The sequence below is a fragment of the Xenorhabdus cabanillasii genome, assembly GCF_003386665.1.
Classification (GTDB): Bacteria; Pseudomonadota; Gammaproteobacteria; order Enterobacterales; family Enterobacteriaceae; genus Xenorhabdus; species Xenorhabdus cabanillasii.
The window spans coordinates 2,719,851-2,743,718 of the sequence record NZ_QTUB01000001.1; the positions used below are offsets into that span (position 1 = coordinate 2,719,851).

21 protein-coding genes are annotated in these 23,868 nt (G+C 40.0%); 12 read left to right on the top strand and 9 right to left on the bottom strand.

The genetic code is table 11. From position 1 onward, the window contains the following. Nucleotides 1-19: 19 nt before the first annotated feature. The gene (locus tag BDD26_RS12765) at nucleotides 20-247 is read right to left on the bottom strand and encodes a YejL family protein (RefSeq protein ID WP_038260378.1); all 228 of its coding nucleotides are present in this window, start codon (nucleotides 245-247) and stop codon (nucleotides 20-22) included. Nucleotides 248-524: 277 nt separating this feature from the next. Here BDD26_RS12765 and yejK point away from each other — a divergent pair, with 277 nt between their 5' ends. After that, nucleotides 525-1,532, top strand: a complete 1,008-nt coding sequence (yejK, locus tag BDD26_RS12770; protein WP_115826736.1) for a nucleoid-associated protein YejK — start codon at nucleotides 525-527, stop codon at nucleotides 1,530-1,532. Between the two features lie 112 nt (nucleotides 1,533-1,644). Here yejK and rplY read toward each other — a convergent pair whose 3' ends face one another. Both rplY and radD read right to left on the bottom strand, forming a co-directional pair. Then, complete coding sequence (rplY, locus tag BDD26_RS12775; RefSeq protein WP_038260376.1) at nucleotides 1,645-1,926, bottom strand: 50S ribosomal protein L25; 282 nt, start codon at nucleotides 1,924-1,926, stop codon at nucleotides 1,645-1,647. Nucleotides 1,927-2,090: 164 nt separating this feature from the next. Then, a complete protein-coding gene (gene radD / locus BDD26_RS12780) occupies nucleotides 2,091-3,848 on the bottom strand; it encodes a DNA repair helicase RadD (protein WP_115826737.1) in 1,758 nt (585 codons plus the stop codon). A 281-nt stretch (nucleotides 3,849-4,129) separates the two neighbouring features. Here radD and rsuA point away from each other — a divergent pair, with 281 nt between their 5' ends. The 3 genes from rsuA to BDD26_RS12795 all read left to right on the top strand — a co-directional run bounded on the left by rsuA (nucleotide 4,130) and on the right by BDD26_RS12795 (nucleotide 7,065). After that, on the top strand, nucleotides 4,130-4,837 hold the full coding sequence (gene rsuA, locus BDD26_RS12785) for a 16S rRNA pseudouridine(516) synthase RsuA (protein WP_115826738.1): 708 nt from the start codon (nucleotides 4,130-4,132) through the stop codon (nucleotides 4,835-4,837). A 36-nt stretch (nucleotides 4,838-4,873) separates the two neighbouring features. Continuing rightward, nucleotides 4,874-6,061 (top strand): Bcr/CflA family multidrug efflux MFS transporter, encoded by a 1,188-nt coding sequence (locus tag BDD26_RS12790; protein ID WP_038260373.1) that lies wholly within the window; start codon nucleotides 4,874-4,876, stop codon nucleotides 6,059-6,061. Nucleotides 6,062-6,720: 659 nt separating this feature from the next. Then, the gene (locus tag BDD26_RS12795; RefSeq protein WP_115826739.1) at nucleotides 6,721-7,065 is read left to right on the top strand and encodes a YejG family protein; all 345 of its coding nucleotides are present in this window, start codon (nucleotides 6,721-6,723) and stop codon (nucleotides 7,063-7,065) included. Between the two features lie 89 nt (nucleotides 7,066-7,154). On the opposite strand, the gene mepS is transcribed toward BDD26_RS12795, so the two are convergent. Together mepS and BDD26_RS12805 are read right to left on the bottom strand one after the other, a co-directional pair. Continuing rightward, nucleotides 7,155-7,742, bottom strand: coding sequence for a bifunctional murein DD-endopeptidase/murein LD-carboxypeptidase (mepS, locus tag BDD26_RS12800; RefSeq protein WP_038260371.1), 588 nt, complete (start codon nucleotides 7,740-7,742; stop codon nucleotides 7,155-7,157). Nucleotides 7,743-8,083: 341 nt separating this feature from the next. After that, complete coding sequence (locus BDD26_RS12805; RefSeq protein WP_115826740.1) at nucleotides 8,084-8,788, bottom strand: phosphatase PAP2 family protein; 705 nt, start codon at nucleotides 8,786-8,788, stop codon at nucleotides 8,084-8,086. 927 nt (nucleotides 8,789-9,715) lie between these two features. On the opposite strand from BDD26_RS12805, the gene BDD26_RS12810 reads away from it, so the two are divergent. Continuing rightward, nucleotides 9,716-10,033 (top strand): type 1 fimbrial protein, encoded by a 318-nt coding sequence (locus BDD26_RS12810; protein ID WP_038260369.1) that lies wholly within the window; start codon nucleotides 9,716-9,718, stop codon nucleotides 10,031-10,033. A gap of 79 nt (nucleotides 10,034-10,112) precedes the next feature. On the opposite strand, the gene yeiP is transcribed toward BDD26_RS12810, so the two are convergent. Both yeiP and mtr read right to left on the bottom strand, forming a co-directional pair. Beyond that, nucleotides 10,113-10,685 carry an elongation factor P-like protein YeiP gene (gene yeiP, locus BDD26_RS12815; protein WP_038260368.1) on the bottom strand — a complete coding sequence of 191 codons (573 nt, stop codon included), beginning with the start codon at nucleotides 10,683-10,685 and terminating at the stop codon, nucleotides 10,113-10,115. A gap of 134 nt (nucleotides 10,686-10,819) precedes the next feature. Further along, the gene (gene mtr / locus BDD26_RS12820; protein WP_115826741.1) at nucleotides 10,820-12,064 is read right to left on the bottom strand and encodes a tryptophan permease; all 1,245 of its coding nucleotides are present in this window, start codon (nucleotides 12,062-12,064) and stop codon (nucleotides 10,820-10,822) included. Between the two features lie 528 nt (nucleotides 12,065-12,592). Between mtr and fruK the strand changes: the two genes are divergently transcribed. After that, complete coding sequence (fruK, locus tag BDD26_RS12830; RefSeq protein ID WP_038260364.1) at nucleotides 12,593-13,531, top strand: 1-phosphofructokinase; 939 nt, start codon at nucleotides 12,593-12,595, stop codon at nucleotides 13,529-13,531. Here fruK and nfo read toward each other — a convergent pair whose 3' ends face one another. After that, nucleotides 13,532-14,374, bottom strand: a complete 843-nt coding sequence (gene nfo / locus BDD26_RS12835; RefSeq protein ID WP_038260362.1) for a deoxyribonuclease IV — start codon at nucleotides 14,372-14,374, stop codon at nucleotides 13,532-13,534. 125 nt (nucleotides 14,375-14,499) lie between these two features. Further along, nucleotides 14,500-15,582 carry a YeiH family protein gene (locus BDD26_RS12840; protein ID WP_115826742.1) on the bottom strand — a complete coding sequence of 361 codons (1,083 nt, stop codon included), beginning with the start codon at nucleotides 15,580-15,582 and terminating at the stop codon, nucleotides 14,500-14,502. A 191-nt stretch (nucleotides 15,583-15,773) separates the two neighbouring features. On the opposite strand from BDD26_RS12840, the gene yieE reads away from it, so the two are divergent. The 6 genes from yieE (at nucleotide 15,774) to BDD26_RS12870 (ending at nucleotide 23,669) form a co-directional block, all read left to right on the top strand. After that, the gene (gene yieE / locus BDD26_RS12845) at nucleotides 15,774-16,637 is read left to right on the top strand and encodes a DNA-binding transcriptional regulator YeiE (protein WP_038260360.1); all 864 of its coding nucleotides are present in this window, start codon (nucleotides 15,774-15,776) and stop codon (nucleotides 16,635-16,637) included. Nucleotides 16,638-16,794: 157 nt separating this feature from the next. Next, entirely contained in the window at nucleotides 16,795-18,282 is a 1,488-nt protein-coding gene (locus BDD26_RS12850) for an amino acid permease (RefSeq protein WP_115826743.1), read from the top strand. Nucleotides 18,283-18,510: 228 nt separating this feature from the next. Further along, nucleotides 18,511-19,644 carry an ABC transporter substrate-binding protein gene (locus tag BDD26_RS12855; RefSeq protein WP_115826744.1) on the top strand — a complete coding sequence of 378 codons (1,134 nt, stop codon included), beginning with the start codon at nucleotides 18,511-18,513 and terminating at the stop codon, nucleotides 19,642-19,644. 19 nt (nucleotides 19,645-19,663) lie between these two features. Continuing rightward, nucleotides 19,664-20,746 (top strand): FecCD family ABC transporter permease, encoded by a 1,083-nt coding sequence (locus BDD26_RS12860; RefSeq protein ID WP_115826745.1) that lies wholly within the window; start codon nucleotides 19,664-19,666, stop codon nucleotides 20,744-20,746. Further along, nucleotides 20,743-21,531, top strand: a complete 789-nt coding sequence (locus BDD26_RS12865; protein WP_115826746.1) for an ABC transporter ATP-binding protein — start codon at nucleotides 20,743-20,745, stop codon at nucleotides 21,529-21,531. The genes BDD26_RS12860 and BDD26_RS12865 overlap by 4 nt, the downstream gene beginning before the upstream one ends. 143 nt (nucleotides 21,532-21,674) lie before the next feature. Further along, complete coding sequence (locus BDD26_RS12870; RefSeq protein WP_115826747.1) at nucleotides 21,675-23,669, top strand: ligand-gated channel protein; 1,995 nt, start codon at nucleotides 21,675-21,677, stop codon at nucleotides 23,667-23,669. The last annotated feature ends 199 nt before the right edge of the window (nucleotides 23,670-23,868 follow it).

Here is a 23,868-nt window from a genome sequence, read left to right on the forward strand (position 1 = left end):
TAATTTCTTAATGGAAAAATTAATGCGCTTTATCTTCATTGATTGAAGATTGTAACGCGTGTGCAAACGAGTTTGCGATATGTCTGCGTTGGGCAGGAGCAATACTCGTGTTGATTAAATTCGTGACCATATTGCCTAAAACCATTAATGAAAGATCGGTAGGAATATGGTTTTTCTCGAAAACGTTTACCAGTTCAGTTAGTAAATGTTCAACTTTTTCATCGCTGTAGCGAGATGACTGTGGCATGACTCAAATATCCTGAATATACAAAGCTTCATATATTACCGTATAGAAGGGGTATTTTCTGCTTTTTTATGACAATTTAATTTCATTATTGTGCAAATTGTTGCCATTCTTTTAGCTGTTGCATCATTTTAGTCTTTGAAATGAGTAACGTTAATAATTAAATTGTGAGCGCTTTTCCACCAGTGGGATTTTTGGTTGCAGCAGAAAGGTAACAGTGTTTGAATACGCCGTTAACTGCAAGGCCCCGAAGGTCAAAGCTGTAAAAGGAGTATAAATAATGAGTCTGGAAATTACCCAGATCGCGTTACATCAGTTGATTAAACGTGACGAACAAACACTGGAAGTGATTTTGCGGGATTCTCTGCTGGATACCAATGAGGTAGTGGAAGAGATGATGGCAGAATTACATCGTGTGTATAGCGCCAAAAGCAAAGCTTATGGTGTGTTCAATGATGAAAGTGAACTTGCTGAGTCACTCCGTCATCAGCGTAAGGGGAATGAAGATTTTTTAGGTTTTAGCCGAGCTGCAACCGTTCGTCTGAAAGATGAGCTGACAAAATACCCGTTTGCAGAAGGTGGTACTGTGTTGTTTTGTCAGTACCGATATTTGGCTGTGGAGTATTTGTTAATTGCGGTTCTTAACAGTTGTAATAGTACTTCTGTCAATGAAGAATTAGATGTAAATACAACGCAGTATCTTGATATTCCTCATGCTGATATTGTTGCCAGAATTGACTTAACTGAGTGGGAAACCAACCCTGGCTCCTGTCGCTATTTGACTTTCCTGAAAGGGCGAGTAGGGCGCAAGGTTTCTGACTTTTTCATGGATTTTCTGGCTGCCAGTGAAGGAATGAATGCTAAAGTACAGAATAAAGGGTTGTTGCAGGCAGTAGATGATTATTGCGAATCTGCTCAGTTAGATAAAAATGAGCGACAAGCTTATCGCCAACAGGTTTACAGTTATTGTAATGAGCAGCTACAGGCGGGCGAGGAGATTAAATTGCAGGAACTGTCTCAGGAATTACCACCATTGGGTGAGCATAACTTCCAGCAATTTTCACAGCATAAGGGATACGAGTTGGAAGAAAGTTTCCCGGCAGATCGCAGTACATTGCGTCAGTTGACTAAGTTTGCTGGCAGCGGTGGCGGATTGACAATTAATTTTGATGCTACGTTATTCGGAGAAAGGATTTTCTGGGATCCGGCAACAGATACATTAACGATTAAGGGCACTCCTCCAAATCTGCGTGATCAATTGCAACGTCGTGGCAGTGGTAATCACTAATATTTTTCGACTCTGAGATTGAAACATTTAGTAACGAAATGACAAAAATAAATAACGCCGCATTTGCGGCGTTATTTACTCGGCGTCCCGATAAAAGCTCGATTGTGGCTAATTAAGCACGCAGGAAATCAATGTGCGTCAGTTTAGGTTTAAACGGATGACGTTGTACTGCCTGCACTTTAACTTTAGTTTCTTTACCATCAACAATCAGAGTCAGAACTTCGTAGAATTCTGGCTTGCTTTCGTGGTTGATAACTGCATCGTGATCCAGCTCGATAGAAACTGGCTCTTGGTTACCACCATAAATAATTGCTGGAAACTTGTTAGCTCTGCGCAGGCGGCGGCTCGCACCTTTGCCCTGCTCTTTACGTATTTCTGCATTAATAGTTAACATTATTTTTTCTCTATAAAAGAAGAAAATAAATCCTGCTACAGGCGACCCAGCAGCAGGTTCGATACTTGGCTTAATATTATGGATTACGCTAAGCGGGCGGCATTTTAACGAAAAACCTATATGACAGCAAATAGAAAGTACTTTGTCGTGAGTAATTACACAGCTTAATACAGGTCATCAGCTCGTCGGAAGCGGCCTTGATAATCAAAAATTTTTTCCCGGATCTGCCAGAACTGCCCCTTTTTCCGCGCAACAACAAAATCAGGATGTCGTAGTAAAGGCAGTTGATGAGCAATATCTCCAGCTGTTTTCCAATGTAAAGGAATACCCGGTGCTCGTTGGTGATGGCGCATAAATTGCAGTTCAAATACTTTTTTCTGACCGGGGGTTGTCAAACGGAATAATTCAGATACGTTTGCTCCATCTTCATCGTAATAAGTGATTTTGAGCCATTCGCCTTTATTGTCATTACCTGGAGTTAATTGCATACCACCACAACGCAGTACAAGAGCATCTTTGAGTTTAAGAGCTGCTTTCAGCATATCATCAGGATCGACCAGCACTTCTTGACAGCGATGGCAACGTCGGGCTGCGATATCGTTTTCTGCTCCGCAATGCGGGCATGATTTGAAACGAAAGCGAAAATCACATTGGTATCTTTTTCCTGTTTCGTCTTCTTCCCATCTTTGGCAACGGCGTCCAAAGTGTTCAATGATGTCACCCTCTGTGGTGCATTTTCCCCAGAAGGTATTGGCAAACTGACAGATTGGGCAGAATACTTGTACAGGCTGGTTTTGTGAATTGGGTTTGTGGCTGCCGACTTCTGGCGTATAAAGGTCGTGAGGGTTGCCCGCATAGTCTAAAATTAGGCACTCTTTCTTATCAGGAAATAGGCGTAATCCACGGCCAACAATCTGCTGATAGAGGCTCACGGACTCTGTTGGGCGCAATATCGCGATGAGATCGACGTGAGGTGCATCAAAACCTGTTGTCAGAACAGCAACATTAACCATATAGCGTAGTTGCTGTTTTTTGAAGGCGCTGACCAGAAGATCCCGTTCAGTACCCGGTGTATCGGCGCTGACTAATGCTGCCTGTCCTGCGGGAAGTAACAGGAAAATTTCTTTTGCATGTTCAACTGTGGCAGCAAAAATCATTACACCTTTTCGATCTTCTGCATATTCAACGATCTGCTTGACAATATGTGGCGTAATACGTTTCTGTCGTTTAATTTCCCGGCTCAAGTCAGCTTCATTGAAAATGCCTTGCTGGCTGGTACGTACTTGACTGAAATCATATTGCATTACGGGCATATCTAACCTTTCTGGAGAAACCAGAAAGTGGTGTTTGATCATATACCGTAATGGAAGTTCATAAATACAGTCACGAAAAAAGCAATTTTCGTCACCACGTATCATGCCATGATAGTGATACTGATAAATCCAGCCAGTACCTAAACGGCAGGGTGTCGCGGTTAAACCGAGGATCCTGATCTCGGAATTGTTTTTCTGGAGTTGCTGGATAATTTGCTGATACTGACTGTTTTCATCATCACTAATCCGGTGGCATTCATCAATGATTAGCAGTGAGAAGTTATGGTCAAAGCGGTCTAAATTGCGGGCTACAGATTGAATACTGCCAAAGACAACTTTTCCTTCACTCTGCTTTTGATGCAGCCCGGCAGAAAAGATATCTGCTTTCAGGTTATAAGAACAATATTTACTATGGTTTTGTGCAACCAGTTCTTTAACATGTGCCAGTACTAAAACCCGGCCGTGAGCCAGTTTAGCCAGTTCAGCAATGACAAGGCTTTTGCCTGCACCAGTAGGTAAAACAATAACTGCTGGTTCTTTATGTTTGCGGAAATGACGAATGGTCGCATCTACCGCTTCTTGTTGATAAGGGCGTAAAGTAAAAGCCATTGTTATGTTACTGTCACGAAGATCGAGTAAAAGGTTGTTGCTGGAGAGGATAACATTTTTCCTTCAACCTGCCGACGAGAAAATATTATCAAGATCAGTGTGCTGTAACAGATAGTTTATGGTTATTATAGTTATTCTATATACTATTATTCTGCAAATTATCTGCTTGATCTTGTATTCAAAGTGGTTTTGAAATTGCCTGTAGTATCAAAGGCGTTTTCATATTTATTTTCTGTTAGATTATTTTTTGTTAGGTATTTTTTAATTAGGTGTAGCTATTCATGCGATTGGATAAATTTTTATCACAACAATTGGGTATTAGCCGTAATGATGTCGGGCGTGAATTACGTGCTGGGCGAGTTACTGTTGATGACGAAATCATCAAAACAGGGGCATATAAGTTGAAACCTGAGCAGGTAGTTGCCTACGAAGGAACAATATTGGAGCAATTGGGCGGCCCACGTTATTTTATGTTGAATAAGCCACAAGGGTATGTGTGTTCGACTGATGATCCATCAAATCCAACTATTTTGTATTTTATTGATGAGCCTGTTGCCCATAAACTGCATTCAGTAGGGCGATTAGATATCGATACTACAGGCTTAGTGTTATTGACGGATGATGGTCAGTGGTCACATCGTATTACTTCACCCAAGCATCATTGTGAAAAAACCTACCTTGTAACACTGGAACATCCAATATCAGAGGATACTGAGGAACAATTTCTTGTAGGTGTTCAACTGAATGGAGAAAAAACACTGACAAAGCCGGCAAAATTAGAGTTCATCGAACCTCAGCTCGTTCGTCTGACTATCAGCGAAGGACGATATCACCAGGTAAAACGGATGTTTGCTGCCGTGGGGAATCATGTTATTAAGCTTCATCGTGAACGTATTGGCGAAATTTATTTGGATCCCAAATTAGAGCCAGGGGAATATCGTGCGTTGACGGAAAACGAAATTAAGAGCATACACATGCCAGTAGCTTAATTTTTTATCTATTCATAGTTGTTTTGGGAAAAAAGCGTGCAACAACAACGATTATCTTATTTGGGATTAGTCCTCATTCTTGGGCTGCTCTCTATGTTAATGCCATTGGCAATTGATATGTATTTGCCAAGCATGCCAACAATAGCCATTGATTTCGGTGTCAGTGACGGCAAAGTTCAAATGACATTGAACAGTTACATGCTAGGGTTTGCCATTGGTCAAATAATTTATGGGCCAATGTCTGATAGCCTGGGACGTAAGCCCGTTATTCTGGGTGGCGTGATTGTTTTTGCAATATCATCTGCTGCATGTGCTTTGGCACAAAATATAGGCACCTTCATTTCCATGCGGTTTTTGCATGGTTTTGCTGCTGCGTCGGCCAGTGTTGTGATTAATGCTTTGATGCGTGATATGTTCACGAAAGATGAGTTTTCACGCAGTATGTCGTTTGTGACACTGGTGATGATCATAGCTCCACTATTAGCTCCCATGTTAGGCGGGATGGTGATGATATGGTTCAACTGGCATGCTATTTTTTGGTCTATCACGATTGCTGCGGTAATAGCTGCATTTTTATTTGCCGTTTTTATCAGGGAAACACTACCTAAAGAGAAAAGGCAGCGCTTCAATCCAAAGGTCACTTTAGGGCAGTTTGTTATGCTGTTCAGGCAGCACCAAGTGCTGTGTTATATTTTGGCCAGCGGTTTTTCTTTTGCTGGAATGTTTTCTTTTCTGAATACCGGGGCATTTGTTTATATCCAATTGAATGGTGTTCCTGCACAGCATTTTGGTTATTACTTCGGATTGAACATTATCTTTATGTTCATTATGACAACCATCAATAGTCAGTTTGTCCGCAAATATGGCGCATTGAAGATGCTGAATTTTGGCATATTTGTCCAATTTGTCATGGGATTATGGTTGTTATTCAGCACTATGCTTGATTTAGGTTTTATTTCTTTGGTGTTGGGTGTTGCAATTTATATCAGCAGCATTTCTTTGATTACTTCCAATGCGATGGCCGTTGTGTTGGATGATTACCCTCATATGGCTGGAACAGTAGCTTCATTATCTGGAACCATACGTTTCAGTATTGCCGCCCTGGTTGGGGCAATTTTATCTTCAGCTCCTGAAAAAAGTGCATGGCCAATGGTTGGTTCGATGGCCTTGTGCGTAATATTAGCGATGATATTGATTGTCTATGCACGTAAAGCCAAGACATAAAATAATCAAAGAAGCCACTTGTGTTTTCAAGTGGCTTCTTATTCTTTTTTATTATGCCTATATCGTTGCTGGAGTTTATAGCGATATTAAGTGTATCAATGCCTCAGTTTTCTTTTCTCAGGAAATATAGTTTCCATCCGTAAAAAATCAGAAGAATACTCATATAAATTAACAATAGTTTGTTTATTAGATAAACAGGAAATATCGAACGATTAGCAGGAAAATATCGATGATTGTTAATTTGATGATATTAGCTGAATCTTCTGTGTTGGTTTTTTGTTAACTTTAAAATGTTAAATATATGAACCCAGAGGGGGAATACTATGTTGATAATTAACATTTTGTAAAACAAGGATATTGTGAGATCTCTATTGTGTAGCACAATTCATGAAAATATAAATTTGTAAATAAAATTTGAACATAAAGTTGCTGTTTTGCATAAAAATAAGTTGAATTTTTTACCAAAACAGTATAAATATATACAAAGTGCGAGTTTGATCTCATTTTTTTCCAAATTGAAGATGAAAAGAGTGTGATATTGTAATTTTTATTTTAACTTTTTATTTACTTTTTTGTTGGGTGGTTATTCGGTTTTGACGAGTCGATAGCCTACAGCTGGTGGTTAGATGTATTAATGTTGTTTCTGATAGGAATAATACGTGAATAATATCCAACTTTCGGTAGTGCACAGACTGCCGCAAAGTTATCGGTGGTCATCTGGCTTTGTTGGTACAAGAGTTGAAATCTTGCCAGAGGAAGAAGCAGATACAGGGAATAGCCTGATGGGGCTGAAATTGTTAAGCCATGAAGGCGAACATGCATGGAGTATTTTGCATGATATAAATCAGTCTATTTCTGATATGCAGATAGTAAGTGCGGTGATTGAGTGGGAAGGTGAGCCATGTTTGTTTTTTGCTCGAGAGGATGAAAGTGCTGTGATATGTCGGCTCAAGACATTAGGTGCTGCAATTGCGGAAAATATCACCGCATTTTACCCGCTTTAATAAATAATAACCGGATAAAAAACGCTTCCTGATGGAAGCGTTTTTTATATCTGCAAGGGAAAAATAGAAAAAAGAAGTCAGGTTAAGGATTATATCGAGGCGTTAATGCTGTCTGATAAAATACGTCTGGCACCATAATAACGCTTGCTCCAGTAGGTATCATTTAATCTGGAAACAATGACTCCACTGCTGGTTGATGCATGTACAAATTGATTATTACCGATATAAATGCCAACGTGGCGCCTATAAACACCTGTTTTGAAGAGAACCAAATCACCCGCTTTTAACTTGGAACGATTGACTGTCTGGCCTATCTTCTGTTGCTCTGAGGTAGAGCGTGGTAATTCCATACCAAATTGATCATGAAAGGTGCGCTGAACAAAAGCTGAGCAATCAATGCCACGTTTTGTACTTCCTCCAAGCCGATAGGCAACGCCTTTCCAATCTGCATATTGGTTAAGGAGCTTGGATTTAATATCCAGATTTTTAACTAAAATTTCAAATTCATCCTGAGATGTTTGCAGTAGAAAATGTTTTTGACCATTTACTGCATGAGTTTCAGTTTTTTTGCTACGTATTTGGGAATCTGGAGAACTACATGCGGTCAGTGCCACTGCCGCGATAATTGCGGGGATTAACCGCAATATATATCTCACTATTGGTTGAGATTTGACCATTATATCGATTTTCCCTTGCTGTCCTTAATGTGACTTATCGCCATCATTAAAATATTAAACGCTTTAAAGCCTAGTAGAATATGGCGAATTGACAAACATTCTGTCCCTAAAGTGTGTGAAGCCACACATTTTATTAATATCTTTACAAAGCGACTATTTTAATAAAAGGACTCGCGGAAGAGTACAGAAATTATGAGAAAAAAGCGAGAGATAAAAAGAGTTATTTACAAAAAATTAGATTATAAACTAAGAGGTTAGAATGATCTTGGTGATTTTACTCTCATTCGAGAAAAGTTGTGTGGTAGTAGGGAAATAGATCATATCTCCCTACTAATATTGTTTTAATGAGTACGGCCGATATGAGGTAATTTTTTATCTAGCCATGCAGCCATAATGTCACTGAGTGGGGTTAATAACACCCAGCTCATTCCAATTAATGTGAGTGATAATGAACCGACAGCAATATCTGTAAACCAATGAGCTCCTGCCATGATACGGGGAAGGGCAAAAGTAATCATAATGAGTAAAGCAATGAAGAACGCGCCGCGAGAAATATAGCGAAGAATAAAGCAACTAAAAATGAGTAGCATTAAACCATGATCCCCCGGAAAACTATCGCCGGAAGCATCTTTGGTATGCAAACTTGTCATTTCGTTTACGCGGTTAACGTTTTCAAATGTTAAGGTCGGGCTTGGACGGCTGACGGGGATCTGATGGCCGATCTGATTTATGATCACTGCCGTTATTAACATGACCAGACCAAGCATAAAAAGACGGCGTTTTCCTGCATAATCTTGTTTGCGAAATGCGCTGTAGTAAAGCAGTCCCATACATAAGAGTGACATAACATCAAATGCCCTCACATTTACGATAGCGACAAATAACGCAAATTTTGAATTCGGCAATAATTTTTCATTAAAGTAATGAAAAATAGCAGAATCAATGTAAAACCAAAAGCCGTGATTCTCAGGTAAATACCATGAGAGAAACAGGGTGATACCGAGCAGATTGAGTATAAGTATAGCGAGTAGATGGCTACGGGTCATGGGTTACCTATCTTAACGCGAAAATGGATTTGGTAGTTAAATTGGTTGATGGTGCACTATAACAAAATTTACAAAAAAGGGTAATCGCTCAACGGTATAGTATGTAATCAGCAGAAGTGTCTATCGCCATGATCCTTCAAGTTGTAATTTTGTTGATCTTTACCGCTATTTTTATGGCTGTATACATTCATATCATTTATTAGTTATCATCAATGTTATTATCATATGGATAATTGTGAGCTATCGTAAAAATAGCTAGATCATTAATACAGTAACGATAATATGTATTTGGCGCAATTATTGAGCACTGACTATTATTAAATAGTTAAAGGTTGATTTTTTCATATCCCAATTTGATAGTATATTATGTCGAATTGTGGTTGTGATAAATAAAACATATAAAGAAATTGTTTCATTTTCCGTTATATCGTTATATAGATAGCTGGTCGTTAAACCACTATCTGGTTTTGAGATTGGCATGGAGTTAAAACCGAAAAAAGGTAATGATACCTGTCGTGGAGGTTAACTGCTTATGTTAAGAAATATGATTGTTTTTCTGTTTATATTTTTATCTTATCCTGCAATGGCTCATTACCCTCTGGATTTTAAATCTGGCATTCTTCAATATTATGGTGCTATTGCCGATTCCCCTTGTCAGCGAACATTTTCTTGCATATCTAATTTAAAGCCCATAATGACTAATTTTAAACTTTATTTATGATATAACTCAAATAATGGTTTTTTATAACAGTATTTTAAATTAATTAATAAAATTAACGTCAGTTTTTTAACTATAAATTCACCTTTGATATAAATCAATAAAAGGTATTAATGTCGTATTATTTTTACATGAAATATTTATTATGGAGATTGAAGGAATAAAAGGTAACTGAGTTTTGTTAATGGAAAAACGAAAGTGAGGTGACCATGCAAGATTATTTTAAACTATTAATTAGCTGTTTGCTGTTTTCATGGATTTCTTATGGATACGCACAATCTACAAGTGGGCAGATACAATTTTCAGGCTCTATTGTTGATCCGGGATGTCAAGTGGTTGTATCAAACACTCAGGCTAATATTTCCTGCTATCGATTAGGAAAAAATATCACCATAAAGCAAATTGTTTCAATGTACAAAACAAAAAAAACAGGGGATGTCATACTTCCCGGAAATATAGGTGTTTCCAGAGTGAAATGGACGGATAATAAAAAACGTTTGGCGATTATTCATGTTGATTATTTTTAATTTAAATTGGTAAGAAGTTGCTCTTTTATCGAATAAGAAAAGAGCAACCTATATATACGAGAGTATAGAAACTACAGAATTAATCGCAACGTCCCATGTAACGGCGTTCTGCAATATGAATACGGATTTTTTCTCCTGAACTGAGATACTCAGGAACTTGGACCGTGAGCCCTGTACTCATTCTGGCTGGTTTTGTGCGGGCACTTGCTGATGCGCCTTTAATTCCCGGTGCGGTTTCTTCAATAATCATATCGACAGTTTGTGGTAATTCCAGAGCCAGTAGCTGACCATCCATTGTCATAACTTGCATTCCCGGCAGACCTTCATCTGGAATGAACAAAAGTTCTTCTTCAATTTGCTCTTTCTTAAAGTGATAAGGGGTGAAGTCTTCGTCATCCATGAAGATATATTCGTCACTATCAATATATGAGAAGCTGACACTGCGACGGGTTAATGTAATAGTTTCGAGAATATCATCACCTTTGAAACGTTCTTCCACTTTCTGACCAGTGCGAATATCAGTAAAACGCATCTTATACAGTGTACTGGCACCACGAGCGCTGGGTGATTGAATATCGATGTCTTTGACTAATAATAACTTTCCATTGTGGCTGATCGCGGTTCCGCGTTTAATTTCATTGGCTTTAGCCATAAATACCTTCCGTAAAAACAGGGTAATAGTGGAATGAATGTTAAGGTGGCGACAAAATTACTCGCAGTCAGTGGATTAGGCAAGAGATGAATGAAAGCCCCGGTTAAAATACCAGGGCAGAGGAAAACCAAAAGTCAGCGGTAGGCAGGTAACAGATCAAATAAAGAGAAGATGTGAACTACCGCATTTATTAAACCAAACAGGATAATAAATACTATCAGGAAGTTACCACCGGGGGTACGATAGTTGGCTTGTGGATAACGCTGGCGGCTGGCCCGGGCCATAAGTGCTGGTATGATAACAGCCCAAATAGTTGCTGCCAATCCGGCAAAACCAATCGCATACAGAAAACCATTTGGAAAAATTAACGCAAGTACAGTAGGCGGAATAAATGTTACTAAAGCAGTTTTTAAACGCCCCGTTTTACTGTCATCGAATCTGAAAAAGTCAGCCAGATAATCAAATAAACCGAGAGATACACCTAAAAATGAGCTGGATAATGCCATATATGAAAAGGCATTCAATAGCTGATTTATTGTTGCATTGCCGGATGTACTATCCATTTGGTTCAGTAAGTCACTAACGTTACCACCATCAGCAATAATCTGTTTGAATGCTACACGGGGAATATTTCCCTGAATGGCATACTGCCATAAAATGTAGATAGTCAGTGCAATCAAAGAGCCATAGAGCAAACTGCGTGCAACGGCTTTGACATCTTTATTATAGTATTTCACTAATCCCGGAACGTTGCCATGATAACCAAATGACGTCAGCAAATATGGCAGAGCCATTAAAGCATAAGGTAAGTAACTGGTTTCAGTATTTGAATGATCAAATAAAATAGCAGATTTAACTTCCGTAAACATACCTCCCACTGACATGATAAATGTGATTGTCATGCCACCGATTAAAATAGTGCTTAAGCGATCGACTGCTTTGGTTGATAACCAAACAATAAAGGCAACAATAAATGAGAAAATAAGACCTGTTCCTGTTTGTGACAGGGGAATAATATCTTTTATGTTACGCATAATAATTGAGCCACCGGCTGAAATATAGGCGTAAGTCAGAATATATAAAACAAAGGTAATAGATAACCCTGTGAGTGTATTCCAGCCTTTCCCCAGTAAATCTTTTGTAATGGTGTGGAAACTGGCTCCACTGGGATAATTCATATTGGCTTCCAAAATCATCAGACTGGAGAAATAGATACAAACCCAGGTGTATACCAGCAAAATTATCGATCCTGTAAACCATACGCCAGAGGTGACAATAGGAATGGAGAACATACCCGCACCGACGGCAGTACCGGCAATGATCATGGCTCCGCCTAATATGGAGGGGCGTTTCAAATTTTGCGTTACCTCAATGGTCATATAGACTCCTGATGAATCAGTGTTACCTTTGTACTAGCTCGACGATACAGTAATGAATGACATGTGTAAACAGTTAATTATGGGAATGTGCAAATCGCTATTGTTTTATTCTGTGTACATTGATAGAGAATCAATTTATCAAACAGATAAATAGCATTTTTTCTCTTGCCACAGTTTAATGGCGGTACAACTGGCTTCGAAATGGGGTTCAGGAAGATTATTGGGGTCGCACCAAATTAATTAGTCACAATAATGATGATGACATCAACTCCTACAACAACTGACATGTGTTATTCCTTTGCTTATGAACTATCCACGCAGTGGAAGTGAAATTTCAAATTAGATGTGGTGACTTTTTTCGTCATTTGCCAAAAAATTTTCTGTCGGGCGTATTTTTACTCTCGGATCGAGATAACACAATGATCAATCTGATAGTAATTTTAACTGAAACGATTCAATTTTGATGTTATAAATAATAGAGGATTTTAATATGATTTATGATTATTTATTCAGGAGAAACTGGGCAAGATGAGCCGTCGAGTTGCCACAATAACTTTAAATCCAGCTTATGATTTAGTTGGCCTGTGTCCAGATATTGTTAAGGGAACCGTTAATCGCGTAAAGACAGCAGGGCTACATGCTGCTGGTAAAGGGAATAACGTTGCGAAGGTACTGCGCGATTTAGGTATTGATGTCACAGTCAGCGGTTTTCTGGGAAAAGAAAATCAGGAAGGTTTTCAACATTTTTTCAATGAGAACCAAATGGACAATCGTTTCCACTTAGTTTCTGGCAGAACACGTATTAATGTGAAACTGACAGAAAAATATGGTGATGTAACGGATTTTAATTTTTCTGGTTTCCATGTAACAGAAAATGAGTGGAATCAATTCATTGATGACTCTCTTTCATGGCTAGGGCAGTTTGATATGGTCGTGGTTAGTGGCAGCTTGCCGGAAGGTGTTTCTCCAGAGTCTTTTACGGACTGGATGAAACGATTACAGCAATGTTGCCCTTGTATTATCTTTGACAGCAGCCGGGAAGCATTTGTGGCTGGGCTTAAGGCAACTCCCTGGCTGGTAAAACCCAATCGTCATGAATTAGAAATTTGGGCGGGTAAATCTCTACCTGATTTAGATAGCATAATTGATGCGGCTCATGCATTGCGTCATAAAGGGATTGCTCATGTTGTTATTTCATTAGGAGAGCAGGGAGCATTGTGGGTTAATGCTTCTGGTGCATGGCTGGCAAAACCACCATATTGTGAAGTGATCAGTACGGTTGGGGCGGGAGATTCCATGGTTGGTGGGCTGGTTTATGGCTTATTGATGCGTGAATCCAGTGAACATACATTGCGTCTGGCAACCGCCGTCTCTGCACTGACGGTTAGCCAGCCGAATGTAGGGATCAGAAACCGAACTGAATTGGCATCAATGATGTCAAGGATCCAGCTGACTTCTGTCAGGTAATCAAATTTGCTGTGATTTTAACCAGGCAATTTCTTGATCCCAAATATCTGGATTGATCGTTTCAAGTACTATCGGAATGCCATTGAAACGGTTATCCTTCATGATATAGCTGAAAGGTGTTTTACCAATGTTTCCTTCACCAAGGCTGTGATGGCGGTCAACACGGCTGGAGAATTCGCTTTTGGCATCATTAAGGTGCATGGCTCGCAGATATTTGAATCCCACAATTTCATCGAATGCTTTAAATGTGGCATCGCAATCTTTCTCGGTACGTAAATCATAACCTGCTGCAAAAGCGTGGCAGGTATCAATGCAAACACCGACCCGGCTTTTATCTTCGATACCCTCAATAATGGCAGCTAACTGTTCGAATTTAAAACCAAGATTGGTTCCTTGCCCGGCAGTATTTTCAATCACAGCTGTTACACCCTGTGTTTTGTCTAACACAATATTGATAGATTCAGCAATGCGGGCAAGGCACTTATCAATATCAATTTTATTAAGATGACTGCCGGGGTGAAAATTAAGTAAATCAATACCTAACAGTTCACAACGCTGCATTTCATCAAGGAATGCAGAACGGGATTTTTCCAGCCCTTCTGCTTCAGGGTGTCCCAGATTAATCAGATAACTGTCATGAGGAAGAATTTGTCGGCTGCCGTAGCCGTAGTGCTCACAATTAGCTTTAAATTTATCAATCACTTCTGTTGATAACGGTGGGGAATTCCATTGGCGTTGATTTTTTGTGAACAGTGCAAAAGCGGTTGCTTTTAGTTCATGAGCTCGAATTACAGCTTGATCAACGCCACCAGCCGCGCTCACATGGGCTCCAACAAATTTCATATCTTTCTCCTGTTTTGTTTCATTAATTATGCATTGTTCTTGTTGTTAATGAAATTCTGTAAGGCATGAGCCCAAACAGTAGAGCAGCACCTGAAATATAAAGCCGAACTTTTGGGCAAATAATGTTAATCAAATAAATGATGAATGCTTTTATTGATGATTAGTCCTCCAACCATCAACCAGAGAAACAAAAGAAAAGCTAACAAAATAGGTTTGGTGCCAGCCTGACGAATTGCATTGACATGGGTTGTTAATCCTAAAGCAACCATAGCCATCGTTAGCATGATAGTATCAACAGTAATGATATGGCTGACAATGGATGCAGGTAACAACTGGAGAGAATTGAAACCTGCTGTAACAATAAAAAATACCGCAAACCATGGAACGATAATTGACGCTTTTCCATGATCGTTGGCACAGTTTTTAGCTTTTGTACGGCTAATATAGCCAGAAAGCAGTAATAAAAAGGGAGCCAGCATCATGACGCGGATCATTTTGCTGATAACGGCCGTATTTTCAGCATCATTTCCTTGTGTATGACCAACAGCAACGACTTGAGCAACTTCATGAATGGTAGAGCCGGAAAACATACCAAATTCTGTTTGAGAAAAAGAGAACCACTGATGTTGGCTGTTCAGTTGATAAAACCAGGGATAAATAAAGATGGCAAGTGTGCCGAATATCACAACTGTAGAAATGGCAACGGCGACTTTGTCAGAAGAGGCCTTAACGACAGGTTCAGCAGCCATAACCGCAGCGGCACCACAAATGCTGCTTCCTGCGCCAATCAGCATGACTGTCTGGCTATCCATTCTGAAAAAAACGTGCCCAAGCCATAACGCAATAAAAAAAGTAGAGGATAACATAATGACATCAATCAATATGCCTGTTACTCCAACATCGGTGATTTGCTGGAATGTCAATCGAAAGCCATAAAGAATAATACCTGCTCTCAACAGATAGTGTTTGGCGAAATGGATCCCTTTGCCACAAGTTGATTTTAATGAAGGATATAGCGTATTTCCGACAATAATCCCCAGCAGAATTGCGATGGTCAAAACACTGAATCCCAGATTGGTAAACCGTGGGATATGGCTCAGATAAGTGGCAATTGTTGTCAGTATTACAGTTAATACAAACCCGGGAATGAAATGCAGTGCAGGGTGACGGGGAGCTGTGCCAGTTGTATCAATTTTACTTTCAGACATTATTGCCACTCATATTACTTATATATTTTAGGAATAAGCATATAGCAAATAATTTAATTATTAAAATTGATTATTTTTATATGTTTAACCATTAAATTGGATTAATAAAAGGTGACTTTTGTTAAGTTGCGTAATAGTGTCTAAAATCAAGATTATCTTATCATTTTATTTTTTGCTTCCCGCGAGGCCATATGCGTATCACTCTGAGACAGCTGGAGATTTTTGCAGAAGTTCTGAAAAGTGGTTCAACGACACAGGCTTCTCAACAATTAGCGTTATCACAATCTGCGGTAAGTGCTTCATTAACAGATCTTGAAGGGCAGTTGGGTGTACAGCTTTTTGACAGAGTAGGAAAACGACTGGTTACTAATGAGCACGGTCGTTTGCTCTACCCTAAAGCATTGGCACTGCTTGAACAGGCTGGTGAGGTGGAGCAGCTTTTCAAATTGGATTTGGGAGCACTGCGACTGGCAGCCAGTAGCACGATTGGTAACTATATGTTGCCTGAAATGCTGGCGAAATACCGTCAGGATTATCCTGATACACCATTGGAATTGAATATCAGTAACACTGAAGATGTTATAAAGTCGGTTGTAGAATTCCGGGTTGATTTGGGATTGATTGAAGGATTATGTCACAATCCTGAGTTAATTAGTCAACCGTGGATGAAAGATGAACTGATTGTTTTCGCTTCACCAGGAAGCCCACTGGCGAACACTAATTTAACGGTGGACGATCTGATTAAGGCCCCCTGGATATTAAGAGAGAAAGGCTCAGGAACAAGGGAAGTTCTCGACCATCTTCTGTTCTCGCAGATGCCCCGGTTCAATATTGCAATGGAATTGGGCAATTCGGAAGCGATCAAACATGCCGTTCAGTATGGAATGGGAATTAGTTGTTTGTCGCGTCGGGTTATTCGAGAGCAGGTACAGAATGGTACATTGATTGAATTAACGACACCGGGGCTACAACTTTATCGTACGCTTTATCTGATTTATCACCGACAGAAACACATGTCTAACGCGCTACAAAAATTATTGAGTTATTGTCATTAGCATCAATTTAATACCATATGGAATGACATATAATCGTGTAGCTTATAATTGGCGGCTGATCATGAAGGTATCTTATAACCGCCAATCGCCGCTATTCTGGAGACGAAGATTTGTTACAATCCTGCACTAAAATTATTCTCGATGATATAGGAATAAAATGTCTCAAGAACAAAGCATGCCACGGGATCAGGCTCCAGGAACCCTGCGACGTGAATTAAAAGCACGACATATGGCGATGATTGCCATTGGTGGATCAATTGGCACAGGGTTGTTTGTTGCTTCCGGAGCGACCATTTCGAAAGCTGGCCCAGGTGGGGCCTTACTTTCATATGCATTGATCGGCCTGATGGTCTATTTTCTGATGACCAGCTTGGGTGAATTGGCTGCTTACATGCCGGTATCAGGGTCGTTTTCCACCTATGGTTCCAGGTATGTTGATGAAGGCTTTGGTTTCGCATTAGGGTGGAACTATTGGTACAACTGGGCTGTTACGATAGCAGTTGACCTTGTTGCCGCTCAATTGGTGATGGGATATTGGTTCCCGGATGCGCCGGGCTGGATATGGAGTGCTATATTCCTTAGCTTGATTTTCCTGTTGAACTTTATTTCAGTTAAAGGGTTCGGAGAATCGGAATATTGGTTCTCCCTAATCAAAGTCTCTACAGTTATTGTTTTCATTGTTGTCGGCATTCTGATGATTGCCGGTATCATGAAAGGCGCTGAAGGAGCTGGCTGGCATAACTGGACTATTGGTGATGCACCATTTTCTGGTGGATTTGCGGCCATGATTGGGGTGGCAATGATTGTTGGTTTCTCATTTCAGGGGACTGAACTTATTGGTATCACAGCAGGGGAATCAAAAGATCCCGCGAAAAACATTCCCCGTGCTGTACGTAAGGTATTCTGGCGTATCTTATTATTCTATGTGTTTGCCATTTTAATTATCAGCTTAATTATTCCTTATACAGATCCGAGTTTGTTACGTAATGGTGTGAAGGACATTAGTGTCAGCCCATTCACACTGGTATTTGAAAATGCGGGGTTGTTATCAGCAGCAGCCGTGATGAATGCAGTAATCTTAACCGCTGTATTATCTGCGGGGAACTCGGGAATGTACGCTTCTACCCGCATGTTGTTCACATTGGCACGAGAAGGTAAGGCGCCTAAGATTTTTGGTTATCTGTCAAAAGGTGGTGTTCCACGTAACGCGCTTTATGCTACAACCGTGGTCGCGGGATTATGTTTTCTCAGCTCAATGTTTGGCAACCAGACGGTATATTTGTGGTTGCTGAATACCTCAGGTATGACAGGTTTTATTGCATGGCTCGGTATTGCGATTAGTCACTATCGTTTCCGTAAGGGCTATATTGCTCAAGGGCGAGATCTCAATGAACTGCCATATCGCTCCGGCTTTTTCCCTATCGGGCCGATTTTTGCGTTTATCCTGTGTCTGCTGATCACATTGGGCCAGAACTATCAGGCATTCCTGCAAGAGACTATAGACTGGTATGGTGTTACGGCGACTTATATCGGCATTCCATTATTCTTAATTATTTGGTTTGGATACAAACTGAAAAAGAAAACGCGTTTTGTTAAATACAGTGAGATGGAATTTCCATCATTAAAGAATACAAATTATGAATAAATTGTTAATAGAAAACCGATAGAATGATGCTTTTTTATTAATGTATTATTATTTGTATTTTAAAAAAACTGCCTGTTCTGTCATGGAATCGGCAGTTTTTATTTTTTATGGAATGAAAGCAAAATTATAACAATTAAATTTCGGATATATCGATTCAATTGAATTGATAATTATTCTTATTTGCTTTATTGTTAACGACAAAATTATTGCATGAAGAGGCTAACTAAAGTGAAGTTTGGATTTCAAACAATCGTGAAAGGCGTGAGTATCAGTCTATTGGCAGGCTCTGCGATGATGACAAGTTTTGCATCTTGGGCTGAAACAGTCACGGATGTTGCTGGACGTACTGTAGAAGTGCCTGAAAAAGTCAATCGTATCTTGTTGGGTGAAGGTCGTTTATTCCATGCAATCGCATTATTAGAAGGAGATAAACCTCTGGCCCGTATCGCGGGTTGGCAGGGGGATTTCCGTAAACTTGACCCACAAACTTACTCTATTTATAAAGCCAAATTCCCTGAAATTGATAATATTCCGCTGATAGGTAACACCAGTGCTGATAGTGTCAGTTCTGAAAAAGTGCTGACATTGAATCCTGATGTAGCTATCTTCGGTTTGTCTGGTCATGGCCCAGGCAAAAACAGTGAATTGGTTAAACAATTAGAAAAAGCAGGTATTCCTGTTGTTTTTGTTGATTTCCGCAACAATCCACTGAAAAACACACTACCGAGCATTCGTATGTTAGGTAAGGTGCTGCACCGCGAGGAGCAAGCGAATGCTTACGCTGATTTTTATGAAAAAAATCAGAAACTGGTAACTGATATTACTGACCGTATACCAGCAGAGCAAAAACCTTCTGTATTTATTGAGCTGAGAGCAGGCTCTATCGAAGATTGCTGTGGTACGGCAGGCAATGGCAATATGGGCAATTTCATTGATCTGGCTGGTGGTAAAAATATCGCTAAAGATGTTCTGCCAACTCCACTGGGTACAATGAACCTGGAAAAAGTGATTGCTGTTGATCCTTATATTTACATCGCCAGTGGTGCGCAAGATCCTGGTGAGAAGAGCGAAGGTATTCAGATAGGCGCTCAGACTTCCGCAGATATTGCCCGCGCTGGTTTGAAATCCATTACTGAACGCAGAGGTATCAATAACCTGACCGCAGTGAAAGAAGGTCGTACCCATGCTATCTGGCACCATTACTACAATTCACCTTATAACGTTGTAGTTACCCAAGTTTTTGCCAAATGGTTCTATCCTGAAAAGTTCGCTGATTTAGATCCACAGCAAACATTGAAAGAACTTCATTCTAAATTCTTAGCTATTGAACCAGCAGGCACATATTGGGTCAGTGAAAAATAAGCAGTAACAGGTAATAAAAATGAGCGTTACTACCGAGCCTATGCCAATGGTGAAACAACAAGGTGAGTGTGATATCAAAGCACACTATCGTCGCATTCTGCATCGACGTATTGCATGGATTTTATTGATAGTTTTGGTTATCGGCATCTCTTTAGTATTGGACTTTACACTGGGGCCATCAGGGTTGTCTTTGTCTGCTCTCTGGCAGACACTGATTTCGCCGGAGAGTATGGATGCAGGAACCCGGGTGATTGTCTGGGATATTCGATTACCTTATGCCTTGATGGCGGTAGTGGTTGGCTTATCTCTGGGGCTGGCGGGAGCTGAAATGCAGACCATTCTGAATAACCCGCTGGCCAGCCCATTTACATTGGGCGTTTCCAATGCCGCTTCTTTTGGTGCGGCACTGGCAATCATATTGGGTATTGGTATTCCGGGAATACCTGATCAGTGGCTTATCTCTGTAAATGCTTTTATTTTTGCTTTGTTAGCTGCTTTGATGCTTGATGGAATTACTCGTTGGACAAAAGTTGCCACTTCTGGCGTGGTGTTATTTGGTATTGCAATGGTATTTACCTTCGAGGCACTGATTTCCATGATGCAGTTTATTGCGACGGAAGATACCTTGCAGGGGCTGGTTTTCTGGATAATGGGCAGTCTTTCAAAGGCAACATGGGGTAAACTGGGTATTTTGCTACTGGTATTCCTGATGCTTATGCCTGTTTCTATGATGAATTCCTGGAAACTGACCGCACTGCGTCTAGGGGAAGATCGAGCAATTAGTTTTGGTATTAATATTCGTCGTCTCCGTTTAGGAACTTTATTGCGTATTAGTATTCTGACCGCACTGGCGGTGGCTTTTGTCGGGCCGATTGCGTTTATTGGTCTGATTGCTCCCCATATTGCCAGACTGTTGTTTGGTGAAGATCACCGCTTCTATTTGCCAGCGAGTGCCCTGATTGGTGCACTGGTACTGTCAATGGCGTCTATTGTGTCCAAGAATTTGATCCCGGGTGTCATTATACCCGTGGGAATTGTGACGTCTTTGGTTGGTATCCCTTTCTTCTTGAGCATCGTGTTACGCCATAGGGGGAGTTTATGAATCAGGGATTGAAAATCAGTCGTTTCACGGCGGGTTATCCAAAGCATCCTGTTATTGAAAATTTGGATGTAAGCCCACTACCACGTGGGAAAATTACAGTATTACTCGGACCTAATGGTAGCGGAAAATCAACGTTATTGCGTTCGCTGGCGGGTTTAAATAAAGCTAAAGGCGCTCTGCTGCTGGATGGGCAGGATTTAATGCAGATGAATTTTGCTCAACGTGCCCAGAATGTAGTTTATTTGCCTCAATCATTGCCTGCGGGAGTCCATCTGCATGTGCTGGAATCTGTGATTGTTGCTCAACGGGCATCTGGTGGTGTGAGCAGTGATCAGTGTGAACAAGAAGTCATGGAATTGCTGCGTCAACTTGGAATTGAGCATTTGGCTCTAAGTTATTTGGATCAATTATCCGGTGGACAAAAACAACTGGTTGGTTTGGCTCAATCATTGATAAGAAAGCCGACACTATTATTATTAGATGAACCATTAAGTGCACTGGATTTAAATTATCAGTATCACGTTATGGATTTAGTTGCACGTGAAACACGTCGCCGTAATATTATTACAGTCGTTGTTGTGCACGATATTAATATTGCACTGCGTCATGGTGACCATATATTAATGTTGAAAAAAGGTGAATTAATTTCTGAAGGATTACCTGAACAGGTAATAACATCGGATAGTCTGGCTCAAGTATATGGTGTTAAGGGCCGGATAGAACGTTGTTCTCAGGGAATACCTCAAGTATTGATTGATGGCCTCGTCATGGATTTGGCTGGTTAGAATAATAAAAAACATAATATGTTTTATTTAAATTAAAGAGTAATAAATATAATACTGGTGGGATAAATTATTATCCCTGTACGTTGAGCTGATGTCGATTATCCAAATTAAATAGTTTTATTCTACATATTGGAGAATCGGGAATGGTCGTTTTTGCAAAGAAAAAAATTATCTTGGGCGTTATTGCCGCTATTTCATCCAGCGCTGTTTTGACTGCTAATGCGGTTAATAATGGCGAAGATAAAATTATTGTTACCACTGCTTCGGGTTTCCAGCAAAAAATTGAAGATGCGCCAGCTTCCATTTCAGTGGTTAGCCGTAAGCAGCTGGAAACCAAAGCTTACCGTGACGTGACGGATGCATTGAAAGATGTACCGGGAGTGGTAGTTACGGGGGGCGGTAGTAGCAGTGATATTAGTATTCGTGGTATGTCATCACAATATACAATGATTCTGATTGATGGTAAGCGTGTTGACACTCGCAGCACTCGTCCAAACAGTGATGGTTCAGGTATTGAGCAGGGATGGCTGCCACCGTTGGCGTCAATTGAACGTGTTGAAGTTGTACGTGGGCCAATGTCTTCCCTTTATGGCTCCGATGCAATGGGCGGTGTTATCAATATTATTACTCGGAAGGTTCATAAAGAATGGAATGGCAGCTTACATGCAGATACTACTCTGACTGAACATACAAAATCAGGTAATAGCTACCAAACCAGCGCTTATGTTGCAGGGCCGTTAATTGATGGTTTACTGGGATTAAAGGTTACTGGCCTGTTTTCTCACCGTAATGAAGACAAATTTATTGATGGTTATAGAAAACAAGAAATGCGTAATGGTGCGGCGACTTTCTCTTTAACACCAGATGAGCAAAATAGCTTTGATTTTGAAGTCGGCCGTTATGAACAAGATCGTGATTCAACAATTGGGAAGACTCGCACATGCACGAAAAGATCTTGTAAAGATGATACCAGCCGTTATGCGCGCAATAACTACTCAATAACACATAATGGTGTTTATGACTTTGGTACAACGACATCTTATATTCAGCGGGATGAATCGAAGAACCCTGAACGTGAGATGAAATCCGCAGATACTATTTTTAATAATCAGACCACATTTACCTTAGATGATCATACAGTAAGCGTAGGAGGGCAATATCGTTATGAAGACCTGCGCGATAATGGAAATAAATCGGCGTCTGAAAAAGGTACAAATACAAATAAGCTTACTCGCTGGAGTTGGGCGTTGTTTGCTGAAGATGAATGGCAAATTATCAATGACTTTACTCTGACGGGAGGTATTCGTCTGGATAAAGATCAACTTTTTGGTGCCCATGTAACCCCTCGCTTGTATGGAGTCTGGCGTGCTGATGAGCAATGGACAATTAAAGGTGGTGTCACTACAGGATATCGCTCACCTAACTTGCGACATGTTGCACCTAATTGGTTGCAAGTGACGGGCGGAGGACGTAGCAATGGCGTCATCGAGAGTGATCCAAAACTGAAACCAGAAAAAAGCGTTAATGAAGAAATTAGCGTGCTCTGGAATAACCAAGAAAACTTTAATGTAGGTGTCACAGTCTTTAATACAAACTTTAAAGATAAAATCACTGAATTTAACATTTGTAGCAAAAAAGACAAATCACTTGTATCTTGTGAGTCAATTGGTAAGGGTGACTATGATTTTGTTAATGGAAGAATGAACGTTGGCAAAGCCAATATTCGTGGTATAGAGACGACCATAAATTGGGATATCATAGAAAATCTGTCGTTGGCAGCAAACTATACCTATTCCTATTCTAAGCAAAAGACTGGCAAGTTTAAGGGTCAGCCATTGAATAAGATGCCAACACATATGGCTAATGCAACCCTAAACTGGCAAACATTGCCAGAAATGGAAACTTGGGCCCGTATTAATTTCCGTGGGAAAACAAAGAACTTCCAGTACCGTTCATCAATCAGAAGTGGCACACCTTCTTATTCCTTTGTTGATTTGGGTATGACTTATAGTCTAACGAAAAATTTGAGAGTACTAGGTGGCGTCTATAACGTCTTTGATAAACGTGTGACGGATGAAATCCACGGTGCTACTCTTGACGGTCGTCGTTACAATATCGGCCTTAATTATGACTTTTAATTAATATTTCGGTTTTTTATTAATTAAAGTCATTATAGTTAACGTTTAAATGTAATATTAAATCTGCTCTTTATCGTAACTATGACTAAGAGCAGATTTTTTTTGATATCATGTTTATCATAATTAAATAGCAAATAATTTACTTCTGTGCTAAAAGATTATTAATCGCTAATCAAAGAACAAAGAATATGATAGCATC

Excerpts from the sequence above, each read along its gene's own strand:
- BDD26_RS12870 (WP_115826747.1), top strand. The coding sequence starts at position 21,675 with ATGGTCGTTTTTGCAAAGAAAAAAATTATCTTGGGCGTTATTGCCGCT.
- yejK (WP_115826736.1), top strand. The coding sequence starts at position 525 with ATGAGTCTGGAAATTACCCAGATCGCGTTACATCAGTTGATTAAACGT.
- BDD26_RS12860 (WP_115826745.1), top strand. The coding sequence starts at position 19,664 with ATGAGCGTTACTACCGAGCCTATGCCAATGGTGAAACAACAAGGTGAG.
- mepS (WP_038260371.1), bottom strand. The coding sequence starts at position 7,742 with ATGGTCAAATCTCAACCAATAGTGAGATATATATTGCGGTTAATCCCC.
- rsuA (WP_115826738.1), top strand. The coding sequence starts at position 4,130 with ATGCGATTGGATAAATTTTTATCACAACAATTGGGTATTAGCCGTAAT.
- BDD26_RS12765 (WP_038260378.1), bottom strand. The coding sequence starts at position 247 with ATGCCACAGTCATCTCGCTACAGCGATGAAAAAGTTGAACATTTACTA.
- mtr (WP_115826741.1), bottom strand. The coding sequence starts at position 12,064 with ATGACCATTGAGGTAACGCAAAATTTGAAACGCCCCTCCATATTAGGC.
- BDD26_RS12850 (WP_115826743.1), top strand. The coding sequence starts at position 16,795 with ATGTCTCAAGAACAAAGCATGCCACGGGATCAGGCTCCAGGAACCCTG.
- BDD26_RS12805 (WP_115826740.1), bottom strand. The coding sequence starts at position 8,788 with ATGACCCGTAGCCATCTACTCGCTATACTTATACTCAATCTGCTCGGT.
- BDD26_RS12810 (WP_038260369.1), top strand. The coding sequence starts at position 9,716 with ATGCAAGATTATTTTAAACTATTAATTAGCTGTTTGCTGTTTTCATGG.
- BDD26_RS12840 (WP_115826742.1), bottom strand. The coding sequence starts at position 15,582 with ATGTCTGAAAGTAAAATTGATACAACTGGCACAGCTCCCCGTCACCCT.
- yeiP (WP_038260368.1), bottom strand. The coding sequence starts at position 10,685 with ATGGCTAAAGCCAATGAAATTAAACGCGGAACCGCGATCAGCCACAAT.
- fruK (WP_038260364.1), top strand. The coding sequence starts at position 12,593 with ATGAGCCGTCGAGTTGCCACAATAACTTTAAATCCAGCTTATGATTTA.
- radD (WP_115826737.1), bottom strand. The coding sequence starts at position 3,848 with ATGGCTTTTACTTTACGCCCTTATCAACAAGAAGCGGTAGATGCGACC.
- yieE (WP_038260360.1), top strand. The coding sequence starts at position 15,774 with ATGCGTATCACTCTGAGACAGCTGGAGATTTTTGCAGAAGTTCTGAAA.
- rplY (WP_038260376.1), bottom strand. The coding sequence starts at position 1,926 with ATGTTAACTATTAATGCAGAAATACGTAAAGAGCAGGGCAAAGGTGCG.
- BDD26_RS12865 (WP_115826746.1), top strand. The coding sequence starts at position 20,743 with ATGAATCAGGGATTGAAAATCAGTCGTTTCACGGCGGGTTATCCAAAG.
- nfo (WP_038260362.1), bottom strand. The coding sequence starts at position 14,374 with ATGAAATTTGTTGGAGCCCATGTGAGCGCGGCTGGTGGCGTTGATCAA.